The sequence below is a fragment of the Halobellus rarus genome (genome assembly GCF_024494595.1).
In the GTDB taxonomy this organism is placed as follows: Archaea; Halobacteriota; Halobacteria; order Halobacteriales; family Haloferacaceae; genus Haloquadratum; species Haloquadratum rarum.
This window is the reverse complement of sequence record NZ_JANHDI010000006.1, coordinates 146136-159217: the sequence shown is the minus strand read 5'-3', so window position 1 is coordinate 159217 and position 13082 is coordinate 146136. Positions and strand designations below refer to the sequence as shown.

Below are 13082 nucleotides of genomic sequence, written 5' to 3'. Positions count from 1 at the left end.
CGACCGCCGCTCGTACCGGCGAGGCGATCGCCGAAAAAGATCACAGCAGTCCGTAGGAGCCGGCCGGACCCACCGGTGTTTTGACGACGCGACGCGTACCCGCGGTATGCTCACGATCGCGCGGCGGGCGTACGACGACATCGTCCACCAGGGGTACGAGGGCGGGGACGAGGAGGTCTGCGGCGTTCTCGCGGGGAAGCACGGCGACGAGAGTCGCGTCAGCGACGCCTTCGGCGTCGAGAACGTCGCCGAAACGCCGCAGATCCGGTACGCGATGGATCCGGAAGCGCAACTGGCGACGCTCGACCGGATCGAAGACGCCGGAATGGAGGTCGTCGGATTCTATCACAGCCACCCGACGGGACCGCCGCGCCCGAGCGAGACCGACGCGGAGCGGGCGACGTGGCCGGGGCACTCCTACGCGATCTGCGCATTCGACGGGTACCCGTACCTGGGCTCCTGGCGGTGGCGCGGCGACGAGTTCGAACGCGAGACCGTCGTCGTCGAAGAGTAGGCCTCGCCGGCCAGAGATCATCGGTCCGGATCGGAGCGTCTGCCCGAGGCAGGTCGAAGGTGTCGCGAGACAGGACGATGCGGGATGGGGGAATTCGAGACGGGGCGGGACGGGGCGGAACAGACGGGACCGCGTGTCACCCGGCGCGGAACAGGAGCGCGGCCGCGACGAGCAGACAGACGACGAAGCCGCCGAAGGCGGCGTCGTAACTGCCGTAAGTCGCGACGATCCCCACGTAGGCGGGGCCGACCGCGTTCGCGCTGAGGAATATCGCCCGCGCGGCGCCGAGGTCCGCGCCCATCCCCTCCGCCGGTGCACCGTCGAGAATGATCGCGTCGGCCAGCGGAAAGCCGGTCTTGTAGCCCAGCGCCAGCAGGCCGACCGCGAGCCAGATGGCGACGTTCGAGCCGGCGGCGACCAGGGCGACGAGCGCGGCCGCGGCGACGAGCAGTCCGGCGACGGCGATGCCGCGCCGGGAGAACCGATCACCCAGCGTGCCCGCGACCGGTTTCACCGCGAAGCCGACGGCGAACACGATGGCGAACGTCAGGCCGGCGAGGCTCTCGGAGAACCCCTTCGCCTGGGCCAGATACGTCGGCGCGAAGTTGATGAACCCGCCGACCATGAAGTAAAACAGCGAGAAGGCGACGAGCGTCTCGCGCTGGCGGCTGCTCTGGACCAGCCGCCCGACCGTGCTTCGGAGTTCGAGCGTCGGACTCCCGACGCGGTATCCCTCGCGGGTCTGCGACGCGTAGACCAGCGTTATGACCGCGAGCGCGACGGCGACCGGGAAGAAGGGCGTCCGCCAGGACGCGTAGGTCAGCGCGAGCACGGCGATCCCCGAGGAGAGGAGTCCGCCGAGGTCGGTTCCAGCAGCGTAAATTCCCAGCGCTCGACCGCGCCGCTCGGTGAAGAGATCCGAGAGCAGGGCCCGCGAGGGGATCGCGAACAGCCCCTTTCCGACCCCCACGACGGTCGCGGCGACGAGAAACGTCGCCAGCCCGGTCGACAGGCCGAAGAGCGCGAACCCGACCGCGAGGATGACGAGGCCGGGGACGATGAGCGTCGTCCGGTTCCAGCGGTCGGAGTACTCGCCGCCGGGATACTGGACGAGCGCGTACGCCCCGCCGAAGATAGAGAGCGCGATGCCGGCCATCGCCTCGGAGATGCCGAGGTCCGTGATGATCGTCGGCAGAAGCGGCGAGAGGAGGAACCGGCCGGTCTGCAACAGCGCCCACCCCAGCGAGACCGTCACGAGCATCCGACGAGCGTACTGCGACGTCTCGGTCGACGACTCCGTCACGGCTCGGGGTCGGAGACGGACGGTAACGTGCGTTGCGATTCCCGTCTCCCGATTCGCTCGGAGCCGAGGGATCCGACAGAAGCTACGATCGCCAGAAAGACGGCGTCAAAAGCACCAGAACGGGGATTATCTCGATCCGTCCGACCCACATCAGTAGCGTCATCGCGAACTTCGTCGAGGGGGGAAACGGCTCGTAACTCGCCAGCGGGCCGGCGATTCCGAAGGCGGGCCCGACGTTGAAGAACGTCGCCGCGACCGCGCTCATCGCCTCGAACTCCGTGACGGCGACCTGGGCCCGGGAGGCGTCGATCACGACGAAGACGGTGCCGAGGATGAAGAACACGAGGCTGACGAGCGTGTAGGCGTAGATATCCCGGACGGTCTCCTCGTCGACGACGTTGCCGCTCAGACGGACCGGGCGGATCGCGCTCGGCGTCGTCGCCACGAACAGGTCCCGGCGGAACGCCTTGATCACGACGAGCCAGCGGAGCGCCTTGATCGAGCAGGTGGTGCTGCCGGCCATCCCGCCGATGAACATCCCGACGAAGAGCAGGTGCTTCGCCGCCGGCGACCAGAGATCGAAGTCGATGCTCGCATAACCCGTCGTCGTGACGATCGAGACCACCTGAAACAGCGAGTGACGGATCGTCTCCTCGACGGTCAGCGCCGGCGACGCGTCGGTAAAGAGGACGGCGGCGACGGCGGCGGTAAACACGCCGAGAATACCGGCGTAAAACCGGAATTCGTCGCTCTCGCGGAGGCGATCGAAGTCCCCCTGCAGGACGAAGTACAGGAGGACGAAACTGGTCGCGCCGAGCGCCATAAACGGAATCACGGCCCACTGAACCGCCGGAGAGAACGTCGCGATACTGTTCCCTCGTGGCGAGAAGCCGCTCGTCGAGACCGCAGTGAACGCGTGAGCGACGGCGTCGAAGAGGGTCATCTCCGGGGCCAGACCGATGACTCGCAGCAGCGAGAGCACGGCAATCATCAGAACGGTCAGTCCGATGTAGAGTTTCCACAGCAGCCCCGCCGTCTCGGAGATACGGGGGGTGAGCTTGTTGACGTCCTGCGTCTGGGATTCGGTCTCCATCAGTTGCGCGCCACCGACGGAGAGCTGCGAGAGCAGCGCCGTCGCCAGTACCAGAATGCCGAGGCCCCCGATCCACTGGAGCGTCGAGCGCCACAGGTGGATCGCCCGGGAGTGCTCGTCGAAGTCGACGATGACGGTCGCGCCCGTCGTCGTGATTCCGCTCATACTCTCGAAGAGGGCGTTGACGGGGTCGGCGAGTGTCCCGCTTCCGGCGAGCAGGAAGGGGACCGTTCCCACTAGCGCGATGGTCAACCACGTGAGTGCGACCATCAGGAAGGCCTCTCTGGCCTGTAAGTCCCGGGTGTCGGGGAGACGTTCGAGCCCCGCGCCGACCAGCAGCGTGCCGATCATCGGGAGGAGAAACGGAACGATCGGCGTGCCGTCGTACAGCGCCAGCGCGAACGGGAGCGAGAGCGGTACCCACAGCCACTTGAGGATCGTCCCGACGAGCCCGACGCTGACGCGCCAGTCGACGCGAAGCGTCACCGAGGCGGCCTCCCTTGCCGCCTCGTCGACGTCGTCACCCGACCCCACTTCGCGCCGCCGGTCATAGGTTCGACGCGCTCGCCCCGCCGTCGATCGGAAGGGCGACGCCCGAGATGAACGACGAGGCCGGCGAGGAGAGGAACGCGACTGTCCGGCCCAGTTCCATCGGATCGCCGATGCGACCGACGGGAATCTCACCCGCCCAGTCGTCGAGTCCCGCCTCGTAGGAGTCGTACTCGCCCTCTTGAACTCCCTGTTCGACCAGTTCCTCGACGCGAGCGGTCTCGTGAGTCCCCGGGAGTACGGCGTTGGCTCGAACGTCGGGGGCGAGTTCCGTCGAGAGCGTCTTCTCGAGGCCGACGACGCCCGCTCGAACCGAGTTCGAGAGCACCAGGTCGTCGACCGCCTCCTTGACGCTGACCGAGGCGATCGTCACGATCGTTCCGCCGTCGCCCGCCCGGAGGTGGGGCTCGGCCGCTCGGACCGTCCGAACGACGCTCATCACGAGGAGGTCGAAGGCGTTGTCCCACTCCTCGTCGGTCGTGTTCAGGAAGGATTTTGCGGGCGGGCCGCCGGCGGACGTGACGAGGTGATCGAGGCCGCCGAACTCGTCGACGGGGCGTCGAACGAGTTCCTCGACCGCGTCGGGGTCGGTCAGGTCCGCGGCGTGACCGATCACGGTCGCGTCGGCGGCGGCGTCACCCCGAACGCCTTCGACGGCGGCGGCGAGGCGTTCCTCGTCGCGGCCGTTCAGCACCACGTTCGCCCCCTCGGCCGCGAGCGCCCGAGCGGAGGCCCTCCCGAGACCGCTGCTCGACGCGGTAACGAGCGCGGCGTCGCCGGCGAGTTGCAGGTCCATACGGGTGCGTACGGCGGCAGGGACAAAAGCGTTGACAGCATACGCCCCCTCGCGCGATGTCGAGACCGATGTCCAGGAGACATTTACCGCTGGAGGCCCTCATAGCCGGGACGCTATGAGCGATTCAGACAAGGTTGAGAAAGCGATCGAGCGCGTCCGCGAGGCCTTCGACGAGGCCGCAGACGAGACCGAACAGATGACCGAAGAGGCCCGTTCGGAGGTCGACGAGGCGATCGACAGCCTCGAAGAGCGGATCCAAAAGCTCCGGGACTGAGCGCTCGCCAGCCGTTTCCGAATCGATCACCGATCGCTTTGTTTCGAGTGATGTGGAGGCCGGTCGCCGCCGGAATCCCCCACTCCACCGATCGACAGCACCGACTGCGGGCTGTGTCGGCGAACTGTCCTGCCGAGGTTGACCGCGAAGACGGCGAATCCGAGGGTCGAGACGGTCCCGCCGAAGAGTGAGAGAGTCGTCAACACGCCGGTCTCGACACCCGTAGTCGATAGGACCTCGGCGACGACCAGCGCCAGGCCGCCGATCAGGAGCGCCACGAAGTCGAGCCGCGCCAGTCGGTCGTCGTAGAGGTCGTCGATCATCGGTACGGCCTCGAGTCCGAGTCGGTCGCTGTAGCGATTGACCCACACGATGAACGGGACGACGTGGTACAGCGTCCCGGCGACGACGAAGCCGACGACCCCGAACAGCAGGAGGTGAGTCCCTGCGGACGAACCGAACGTCGCGCCCGAGTCGAGGGGCGAGGCGTACCAAGCGGGGACCGTCAGGGCGGCCCAGGAGACCATCGCGGCCGCGGCGACTGCGTACCGGCGGAGCATCGGGTTCCACGCCACCGCGGTCTCGAGGAGTCGACGACCGAGGACGAGCCCCATCGCCCCGATGCCGATGGCGACGAGGAGCGCGCCGATCCGGCCGATCGCGACGGCGTCAAACAACCGCCCGCCGGCCAGCAGGAGGACACCGACCGGGTAGCCGACCTCCTCGACCCGCCTGAGATGGTGGTCGGCCCCGTGGAGTTCGGTCTGAGTGAACATCGTCCCGAGCTGATACAGCGCGCCGAACACCGTCGTCAGGACGGCCCCGAAGACCGCGAGCGTCGCGTGTGAGCCCCGAAGCGCGCTCCGCGAGATCGGGAGATCCGCGAGTAGCGGCCGCGTATACCCGAGGGCCAGGACGAGGCCGAACAGCGTCACGAGGATGAAGAACGCCAACGCGATCGCGAAGTGTCGTTCGGTCACGTCCCAGGGCCGAACGCCGAGAAGCGTCCGGCCGACGTTGTAGACGAAGATCCAGAAGCCGAGCAGGAGGAGGGTACCGAAGAGGGGGAGCCACGCGTAGAATCCGCCGAGGAGACAGAAGACGAATCCCGCGAGACCGCCGGTCACGGTCCAAAGCTGGATCCTCGAAAGCAGGCGCGAGTGCAGGGTCGTCCCGGACCACACCGGGACGAACTGCGTCATCGCGCCCATAATCGTCACGCAGACCCACCCGGCGAGAAGCAGGTGAACGTGTGCGAGCGCCGGCGCTCCCGGTATCACTCCCAACGGGCCGAGAGTCCCGACGAGCGCCCCGGCGAGGAGGAAGAGCAACCCGACGAGGAAGTGCCGAAGCGGGATCGCTATCGGCGGTTGCGTTTCTGTCTCGATATCGCCCGGAATCGCGCTCATACGAACGGCTTGCGGGCGGATCACCCTGGACCTGAACGCGAATATGTTCGCCTGTAGGGTTAGGCGGACGGCCCGACACGTTCCGACGATGAGCGAGACGAACGCGGCGGACCGAACCGATCGGGAATCCGAACTCCGGCGGCTGGCCGAGCGAGCGCGAGCGCACGAGGCGGTCGCGGACGCCTTCGTCGCGAAGAGTTTCACTGACCTGCTGGTCGTCGTCGATCTCGGAGCCGACACGGAGCGGGTCCCGCCCGAACTGCTCTCGTTGTTCGAGTCCCACGGCTGTGAGGGGGCCAACGACGTGTACGACCGCGACGCCGAGGACGGGTCGTCCGCCGGCGCGCTCCACGGGGCCACGCGACACCAGTTCGTCGACAGCGAGACGCGCGGAGAGCACCAGTCCTACGTCGTCGACTGATGCCCCCGGAACGGGGGACTGATCGGCACCCAGACGAACATATTCGTGCCAACGCCGAACCGACGCCGCCGCGACCGTTCGTACGATGCCACGAATCGACATCGAAGACGCGCGAGCCTACGAGGACGACGGCTTCTCCGCGAACGGCGTGTTTCGGAGCGAGCGTTCGAAGGTCGTCTACGCCTGTTTCGAACCGGGTCAGTTCATCCCGGTTCACGCACCCGAGAGCGACGTCGTCGTCGACGTCCGATCGGGGAGCGGACTGGTCCGAGAGGGAGAGGCCGAACACCGCGTCGAACCCGGCGACGTCGTCGCCGTGGAGGCCGGAACCCGACGCGGGATTCTCGCCGACGACGGGGAGCGCCTGGAGGCACTCTTGGTGACCGCGCCGCCGCCGACCGACGCCGAGCACGACCCGGTCCGTCGCGGTCTGAAGAACGACGAGTTCGAGCCGCGGCCGTCGGGGGCGGATCCGGATGGCGAGTCGGTGGACGGTAAGGAGGTGTCACGATGACGGAGATCACGACCCTCTCCGAACTCGACGGCGAGCCCCACGCGAACGTGTTCCCGGAGTCGGAGCCGAAGACCGTGCGCCTCTCTCTCGGCGCCGACGAGCGCGTCGCTCCCCACACGCATCCGGGTCGCGACGTCGTTCTCTATCTCCTCGACGGCGCGATAGACCTCGAACTCGACGAGGAGACGCACTCGCTCGTGGCCGGCGACGTCGCGCGGTTCGACGGAGAGCGGGAGATCTCTCCCGTCGCGAGGGAGCCGAGCACCGCGCTGATCGTCCTGGCGAACCGCAGCGCGGAGTGAGACCGCCCGCTGTACGTCTATGAAGAATTTCACGACTGGGGGTCGCGAATAGCTACTTTCGACAGTACGAGCGCCCGGCGCTTCGTTCCGGGCTATCGGCGTCGCTCGGCGACGGTGTCCGGAATCCGGAGCCGAGTGAGCCCCACCAGTAATTCGCCGGTCATCTGTGCGAACGTCGCGACGACGGCGACGGCGAAGACGCCGATGGCGGCGGTTACGAGCAGTTGGCTGGCGAGGAGTTCGCCGGCGAGCGCGGCGAGGATCGCGGCGATCTGGGTCACGAACAGGAGGTTCAGTCGTGTCATCTTCTTATTCGGAGTTACGTCTCGACGGTAATAGGCCGTGCGCGAGACGTGTCGGCAGGGGGTCTGGTGCCGTGGCTTACGGTGACAAGAGCCGCAAACGCAACCGCGACGTGGGACCAGAGTCGGGTCGAAAACCGATCACGCTCCGGCCGGCGGCCGGAACGGGCGAGCGGGAGCGGAACCTACTCCGGATCCGCGTCGAAGATCTCGGGGCGCTCTTCGCCCTCGGCGCGAACGACGGCCATACAGCCCTTGCGGGCGACTCGCGAAAGCGAGTGATCGACGAGTTTGAAGTCGCCCGGGACGGGCGAGTTCATCGTCGCGATCGTGGTACTTCCCGGCGGCACCTCTCGCGTCTGGATGTGGGTCTGCGGGTCCATACTGAGCGAGCCGTCGGGGTAGAGCTCCTCCCAGACGCTCCCGATCGGGTGGAAGCTGCTCGCGAGGTTCGGCCCGCCGTCGACGAAGAACACCCGGACGGTCTCGTCGGTGTCAGCGGTCACGGCGGGTCCGCGCCCGGCGGGCGTCCACGCGTACTTCTCGCCGTTCATCAGCACGTACGTGGGCTCCTCGCTGCGCATCGACGCCATATCGAACTCGTGGTGACCCTCCTCGCCTGCGGAGCTGTTCGTGTAGAGTTCGTGTTGACCGAGGTAGATCTCGTGGTCGACTTCGGGCATCCCCTCCGGCGGCTCGACGAGGATGATGCCGAACATCCCGGCGCTGATGTGCATATCCATGTTCGCGACCGCGCAGTGGTAGATGTACGCGCCGGGGTACGTGGCCCGGAACCGCAGTTCCGCCGACTCTCCGGGAGCGGTCGTCGTCGCCTCCGCGCCCCCGCCCGGACCGGCGACCGCGTGGAAGTCGACGTTGTGCGGCAGCGAGTTCGACTCGGCGTTTTCGAACGTCAGATTCACCGTGTCGCCCTGCCGTACCCGGATGAACGGCCCTGGGACCTGCCCGTCGTAGGTCATGTACGTGAAGGTGACACCCTCCTCGACCGCCGCGGTCACCTCCTCGGAGCGGAGCGTCACGTCCACCTCCGCGGGCGAGTCCCGATCGATGGGATCGGGTATGTCCGTCGGATCCGCGGCGATCCGATCCGTGTCGACCGGCTTCGGTGTCGTCGTTTGGGCGGGTGCGTCCGTCGCCGTCGATCCTTCAGCCGTCGGTGCGTTGGTTGCACAGCCGGCGAGCGATGCCGCGCCTCCGAGGCCGAGCGCCTGGAGCGTCCGTCGTCGAGTAGTGGCGAACATCTGCCTTCATCCTCCGGTTGGACGAAGGGACCCACCTCGGGTATAACTGAGAGACGGTTACTTCATCGGTGTACACCGGACGAACATATTCCCAGCCGGTTGTTAAGGGAATCCGGAAGACAGTAGACGGATGGAGACGGCGGTGCGTGTGGGCGGACGGTGCCGACCGCGTCGACTCGAGAACGGCCCCGCCGCCGAGGGCGGCCGCTCACGAGGGCGTCTCGAAGCCGGAGCGAATTCTCGAGGTCGTCGCAGAGACTATTACGAGGAGGGTCGCCACATCGCGGTGACGACGCCGTCGTCGGTTTCGACGGTCTCGTAAGCGATGCCCTGATCGTCGAGTTTCGGGAAGAGAAACCGCGGAACGCGATCGTTGAGCTGGACGAACACGGTCGACTCGTCGAGGTCGGCGAGGCGGTTCATCGTCTGTTGGAGGGGCTCCGGCGGCGGGAGTTCGCGCGCGTCGAGGAAGTCGATCGTCCGGTCCGACGAGACGTCGATGTCCGCCAAGTACGCTTCCGGGTTCATACTCGAAGTGACGGTGGCGATCGGTAGATAACCGACGCCGAATATGTTCTGTCGACGACGGCGTCGACGGGCGAACGTGTTCGGCGCATCACCCTGGGCGGAGGCAGCGCTATCGTGACGTACGATGGCCCGACCGAACCACGCCGGACCGGCGAGCGCCGCACCGGACCCGCGATCGATCGACACCGACGACCGGCCGTTCGTCCTCATCTGGGAGGTCACGCAGGCGTGTGACCTCGCCTGCGACCACTGTCGCGCGGACGCACAGCCGGCTCGACACCCCGAGGAGTTGACCACCGAGGAGGGAAAGCGGCTGCTCGATGAGGCGCGGGAGTTCGGCGAGGGGCAACTCGTGGTCCTCTCCGGGGGCGACCCGCTCGCGCGGCCCGACCTGCTCGAACTCGTCGAGTACGGCACGGAGATCGGCCTCCGGGTGACGCTGACCCCGAGCGGGACGTCGTCGCTCACGCCGGCAGTCGTCGGGGACCTCGCCGACGCGGGCGTCAGACGGCTGGCGCTGAGTCTCGACGGCGCGTCGGCCGAGAGCCACGACGACTTCCGCGGCGAAGCGGGGAGCTTCGAGCAGACTGTCGAGGCGGCGGCGGCGGCGCGGGAGGCCGGACTCCCGCTGCAGATCAACACGACCGTCTGCGCGTCGACGGCCGACGAACTGCCGGCGCTCCGGGACCGCGTCGCCGACCTGGGTGCGGTCCTCTGGTCCGTGTTCTTCCTCGTCCCCGTCGGACGGGGGCAACTACTCGATCCGGTCTCGCCCGAGCGCGCCGAGGAGATACTGGCGTGGCTCTCGGAGGTGAGCGAGGAATCCCCCTTCGGGGTGAAGACGACCGAGGCACCGCATTACCGTCGCGTCGCGATCCAGCGCCGCCGCGACGCGAGCGAGGCGCCGCCGGAGGACGGAATCGGTCGTCGGCTGGGCATCACCGCCGGCGACGGTTTCGCGTTCGTCAGCCACACCGGGGAGCTGTACCCCTCGGGATTCCTCCCGGAGTCGGCGGGATCGGTCCGCGAGGAAGACCTGGTCGGTCTGTATCGCGAGAGCGACCTCTTCCGGTCGCTCCGTGATCCGGACGCACTGAGCGGGAAGTGCGGCGCGTGTGAGTTCCGGCACGTCTGCGGCGGGAGTCGGTCGCGGGCGTACGCACACGCCGGCGATCCGACGGCGAGCGATCCGCTGTGCGCGTACGTTCCCGAGGGGTACGACGGGCCGATGCCGGCCGGTCGAGTGGACTGACGGCGACGGTCTCGTTCTGGCGAACAGTCGGCACACGTGGTGGTCGGTCGCTGTCGACGAGCGTGCGTGACGGCGACCGGTCCGGTTCCCCGCGTCGACGTGCCGAGCAACCGCGGCCCGACGCGGGGCGTCTCTCAGAGCACAACGCGAGTGGTCGCCCCCTCTAATATAAACGCTCGCGCCGGCGATGATCGGGTCGCGGTCGGAGATCTGAAACGAAAAACCGGGGCCGGTCAGCTCTCAGTCGTCGCTCAGCACGCCCTCCGCGACGGCCATATCGTCGACGGACGGATCGTCCTCCGAGCGCCGGAGGACGAACCGCTTTCTGACCAGGTCGGCGGCGTAGATCGCGGTCCCGATAATGATGAGCGTGTCGCCGGGGAGCCGCGCCCAGAAGAGGTTCTGGACGATCGGCTGGTTGTAGAACGCGAGGCTTCTGCCCGCAGCGTAGCCCTGAGTGAACACCGCCTCAAGTTGCAGGAACCCGACCGGGAGGACGGAGACGAACACCATCAGCGCGAGGCCGACGTTCCAGCACCAGAAGGCCGCGCGGAGCCAGGAGCCGTCCCAGCGCTCGGGATCGATCGAGAGCTGGAGCATGTACGTCACCATCCCCAGCGCCAGGAAGCCGAACGCGCCGAACATCGCGGCGTGGGCGTGGCCGACGGTGAGGTACGTCCCGTGCTCGTAGTAGTTGATGAGCGGGAGGTTGATGAAGAAGCCGAGCACGCCCGCGCCGACGAAGTTCCAGACCCCGCTGGCGACGATGAACAAGAAGGGGAGCCGGTAGGGGAACTCGTCGACGGTCATCGCGCTGTACTGGCCCAGTGCCTCGTAGAGGATGAACACCAGCGGGACGAGTTCCAGCGTCGAGAAGACGCTCCCGATCGGGATCCACATGTCGGGCATCCCGACCCACCAGTAGTGGTGGGAGACGCCGATGACGCCGGTCCCCATCACGAGCAGCGCCTGGAGCATCACGGCCTTCTCCGCGCTGCGCCGCGAGAGGAGGTTCATCGAGACGAGCGTCAGCCCGATGATGGCGACGATGAAGAACTCGAAGGCTCCCTCGACCCACATGTGGACGACCCACCAGCGCCAGAACTCCGTGACGGCGATGTTCGTCGAGGGGGTGAAGAGGAACCCGGCGGTGAACAGCAGCGCGATCGATCCGCCCGCGTAGAGGATCATATGCGCGAGGCCATAGATCGGCTCGCGGTCGAGGAGCGGCTTCAGTCCCCGGACGGCCAGCACCGCCCAGATGAGGAATCCGAGGAGGATGCCGCCCTGCCAGATCTTGCCGACCTCGAGGTATTCGAGCCCCTCGTTGCCGAGGAGCCACCAGAGCTGATCGCCGATGTAGCCGTTCGAGCCGAGCCAGATGCCGGCCATACCGCCGACCACGACGACGACGATTGCGATCAGGAGCCCGTTCACGTACGTCGACTGTCGTTTCGGCTCGTGACCGGTCAGGAGCGGCGGGAGGAACAGCCCCGCGCCGAGCCACGTCGCCGCGATCCAGAGGATCCCGAGGTCGATGTGCCAGGTCTTCGCGATGGCGAAGGGAAGTATCTGGAGAATGTGAACGCCGAAGATCTCTTCGATCCCGAAGAACCCGGCGCGCTCGATGTAGAAGTGCGCGAGCAGGCCCCCCAACAACACCTGTGCGAGGAACAAGCCCGCGGCGACCGGGATGAACCGAAGCGCGGCGCGCTGACTCGGGAAGACGCTCACGTCGCCGGGTTCGGGGACGGAGATCCCCGCCGCTTCCGGTTCGGGGAGTTCGACCGAGCGATAGAGCCAGATGGCGGCTCCCGCGCCGGCGACCAGCAGCACCATCGCGATGACGCTCCAGGTCATCGCGGCGGGCGTGGCGTCGTTACCCGCGCCGGGCTGGTACGGCCAGTCGTTGGTGTAGGAGTGGGAACTCCCCGGGCGCTCGGTGTGGGAGAACCACGCGGTCCACATCGCGAAGTCCGCGAACTGGCGGGCGTCGGACGCGGAATCGATCGTCCCCTCGCCCACGCCGCGCTCGTGAGATCCCTCGTGGTACCGCTGGACGTACTCCTCACGGACCTGCTCGTGGGCGTATATCTCGGCCGCCGAGTACCGGATCTCGCCGCCCTCGTAGGACTGATCGAGGTCCTGCTTGACCACGTCGGCGATGGCGGCTTGACGCTCGGAGCTGAGCTCGGCGTAGGCGTCGCCGTAGCGCTCCTCCGCGTAGTAATTGCGCATATACTGGACTTTCAACTCCAGCGCGTCGGCGGTGTAGTCCGCGCCGTAGTACGCGCCGTTACCCAGAATCGACCCGTGGTTCATCAGGCCGTTCCGCTGGAAGGTCCGCTTGCCGTCGCGGATCTCCTCGCCCGTGACGACGACGTCGCCGTCGGGGCCGACCACCTGCTCGGGGATCGGCGGTGCTTCCTCGTAGGCGAACCAGGCCCCCGCGCCCATCACGACGAGATTGAAGATGAACACGACGGCGATTACCTTCGCGATCGTTTTTCGTCGTATCTGCATACACGGCGACGTTCGGGAGCACCCCAAACAAAAAGCGCGT

Annotated in this window: 14 protein-coding genes; 6 read left to right on the top strand and 8 right to left on the bottom strand. The window is 67.3% G+C overall.

The window, feature by feature from the left end:
* Positions 1-106: 106 nt before the first annotated feature.
* On the top strand, positions 107-514 hold the full coding sequence (locus NO876_RS07710) for a desampylase (RefSeq protein WP_256421109.1): 408 nt from the start codon (positions 107-109) through the stop codon (positions 512-514).
* Between the two features lie 136 nt (positions 515-650).
* Here NO876_RS07710 and NO876_RS07705 read toward each other — a convergent pair whose 3' ends face one another.
* From NO876_RS07705 to NO876_RS07695, 3 genes are all read right to left on the bottom strand, one after another.
* Positions 651-1775, bottom strand: coding sequence for an MFS transporter (locus tag NO876_RS07705; RefSeq protein ID WP_256421222.1), 1125 nt, complete (start codon positions 1773-1775; stop codon positions 651-653).
* Positions 1776-1899: 124 nt separating this feature from the next.
* A complete protein-coding gene (locus NO876_RS07700) occupies positions 1900-3396 on the bottom strand; it encodes a TrkH family potassium uptake protein (protein ID WP_256421221.1) in 1497 nt (498 codons plus the stop codon).
* A gap of 61 nt (positions 3397-3457) precedes the next feature.
* Entirely contained in the window at positions 3458-4255 is a 798-nt protein-coding gene (locus NO876_RS07695) for an SDR family oxidoreductase (protein WP_256421108.1), read from the bottom strand.
* 115 nt (positions 4256-4370) lie between these two features.
* Between NO876_RS07695 and NO876_RS07690 the strand changes: the two genes are divergently transcribed.
* The gene (locus NO876_RS07690; protein ID WP_256421107.1) at positions 4371-4529 is read left to right on the top strand and encodes a hypothetical protein; all 159 of its coding nucleotides are present in this window, start codon (positions 4371-4373) and stop codon (positions 4527-4529) included.
* A gap of 26 nt (positions 4530-4555) precedes the next feature.
* On the opposite strand, the gene NO876_RS07685 is transcribed toward NO876_RS07690, so the two are convergent.
* Positions 4556-5938 (bottom strand): hypothetical protein, encoded by a 1383-nt coding sequence (locus NO876_RS07685; protein WP_256421106.1) that lies wholly within the window; start codon positions 5936-5938, stop codon positions 4556-4558.
* A gap of 88 nt (positions 5939-6026) precedes the next feature.
* On the opposite strand from NO876_RS07685, the gene NO876_RS07680 reads away from it, so the two are divergent.
* The 3 genes from NO876_RS07680 to NO876_RS07670 all read left to right on the top strand — a co-directional run bounded on the left by NO876_RS07680 (position 6027) and on the right by NO876_RS07670 (position 7175).
* On the top strand, positions 6027-6359 hold the full coding sequence (locus tag NO876_RS07680; protein WP_256421105.1) for a hypothetical protein: 333 nt from the start codon (positions 6027-6029) through the stop codon (positions 6357-6359).
* Positions 6360-6444: 85 nt separating this feature from the next.
* On the top strand, positions 6445-6873 hold the full coding sequence (locus tag NO876_RS07675) for a cupin domain-containing protein (RefSeq protein ID WP_256421104.1): 429 nt from the start codon (positions 6445-6447) through the stop codon (positions 6871-6873).
* Entirely contained in the window at positions 6870-7175 is a 306-nt protein-coding gene (locus NO876_RS07670; protein WP_256421103.1) for a cupin domain-containing protein, read from the top strand. The genes NO876_RS07675 and NO876_RS07670 overlap by 4 nt, the downstream gene beginning before the upstream one ends.
* A gap of 92 nt (positions 7176-7267) precedes the next feature.
* On the opposite strand, the gene NO876_RS07665 is transcribed toward NO876_RS07670, so the two are convergent.
* From NO876_RS07665 to NO876_RS07655, 3 genes are all read right to left on the bottom strand, one after another.
* Complete coding sequence (locus tag NO876_RS07665) at positions 7268-7480, bottom strand: hypothetical protein (protein WP_256421102.1); 213 nt, start codon at positions 7478-7480, stop codon at positions 7268-7270.
* Positions 7481-7662: 182 nt separating this feature from the next.
* Positions 7663-8739, bottom strand: a complete 1077-nt coding sequence (nirK, locus tag NO876_RS07660) for a copper-containing nitrite reductase (protein WP_256421101.1) — start codon at positions 8737-8739, stop codon at positions 7663-7665.
* Between the two features lie 261 nt (positions 8740-9000).
* Entirely contained in the window at positions 9001-9267 is a 267-nt protein-coding gene (locus tag NO876_RS07655; RefSeq protein WP_256421100.1) for a DUF2249 domain-containing protein, read from the bottom strand.
* A 124-nt stretch (positions 9268-9391) separates the two neighbouring features.
* On the opposite strand from NO876_RS07655, the gene NO876_RS07650 reads away from it, so the two are divergent.
* Entirely contained in the window at positions 9392-10519 is a 1128-nt protein-coding gene (locus NO876_RS07650) for a TIGR04053 family radical SAM/SPASM domain-containing protein (RefSeq protein ID WP_256421099.1), read from the top strand.
* 240 nt (positions 10520-10759) lie between these two features.
* Here the strand turns inward: NO876_RS07650 and NO876_RS07645 are convergent, their stop codons facing one another.
* On the bottom strand, positions 10760-13042 hold the full coding sequence (locus NO876_RS07645; RefSeq protein WP_256421098.1) for a nitric-oxide reductase large subunit: 2283 nt from the start codon (positions 13040-13042) through the stop codon (positions 10760-10762).
* Positions 13043-13082 lie beyond the last annotated feature (40 nt).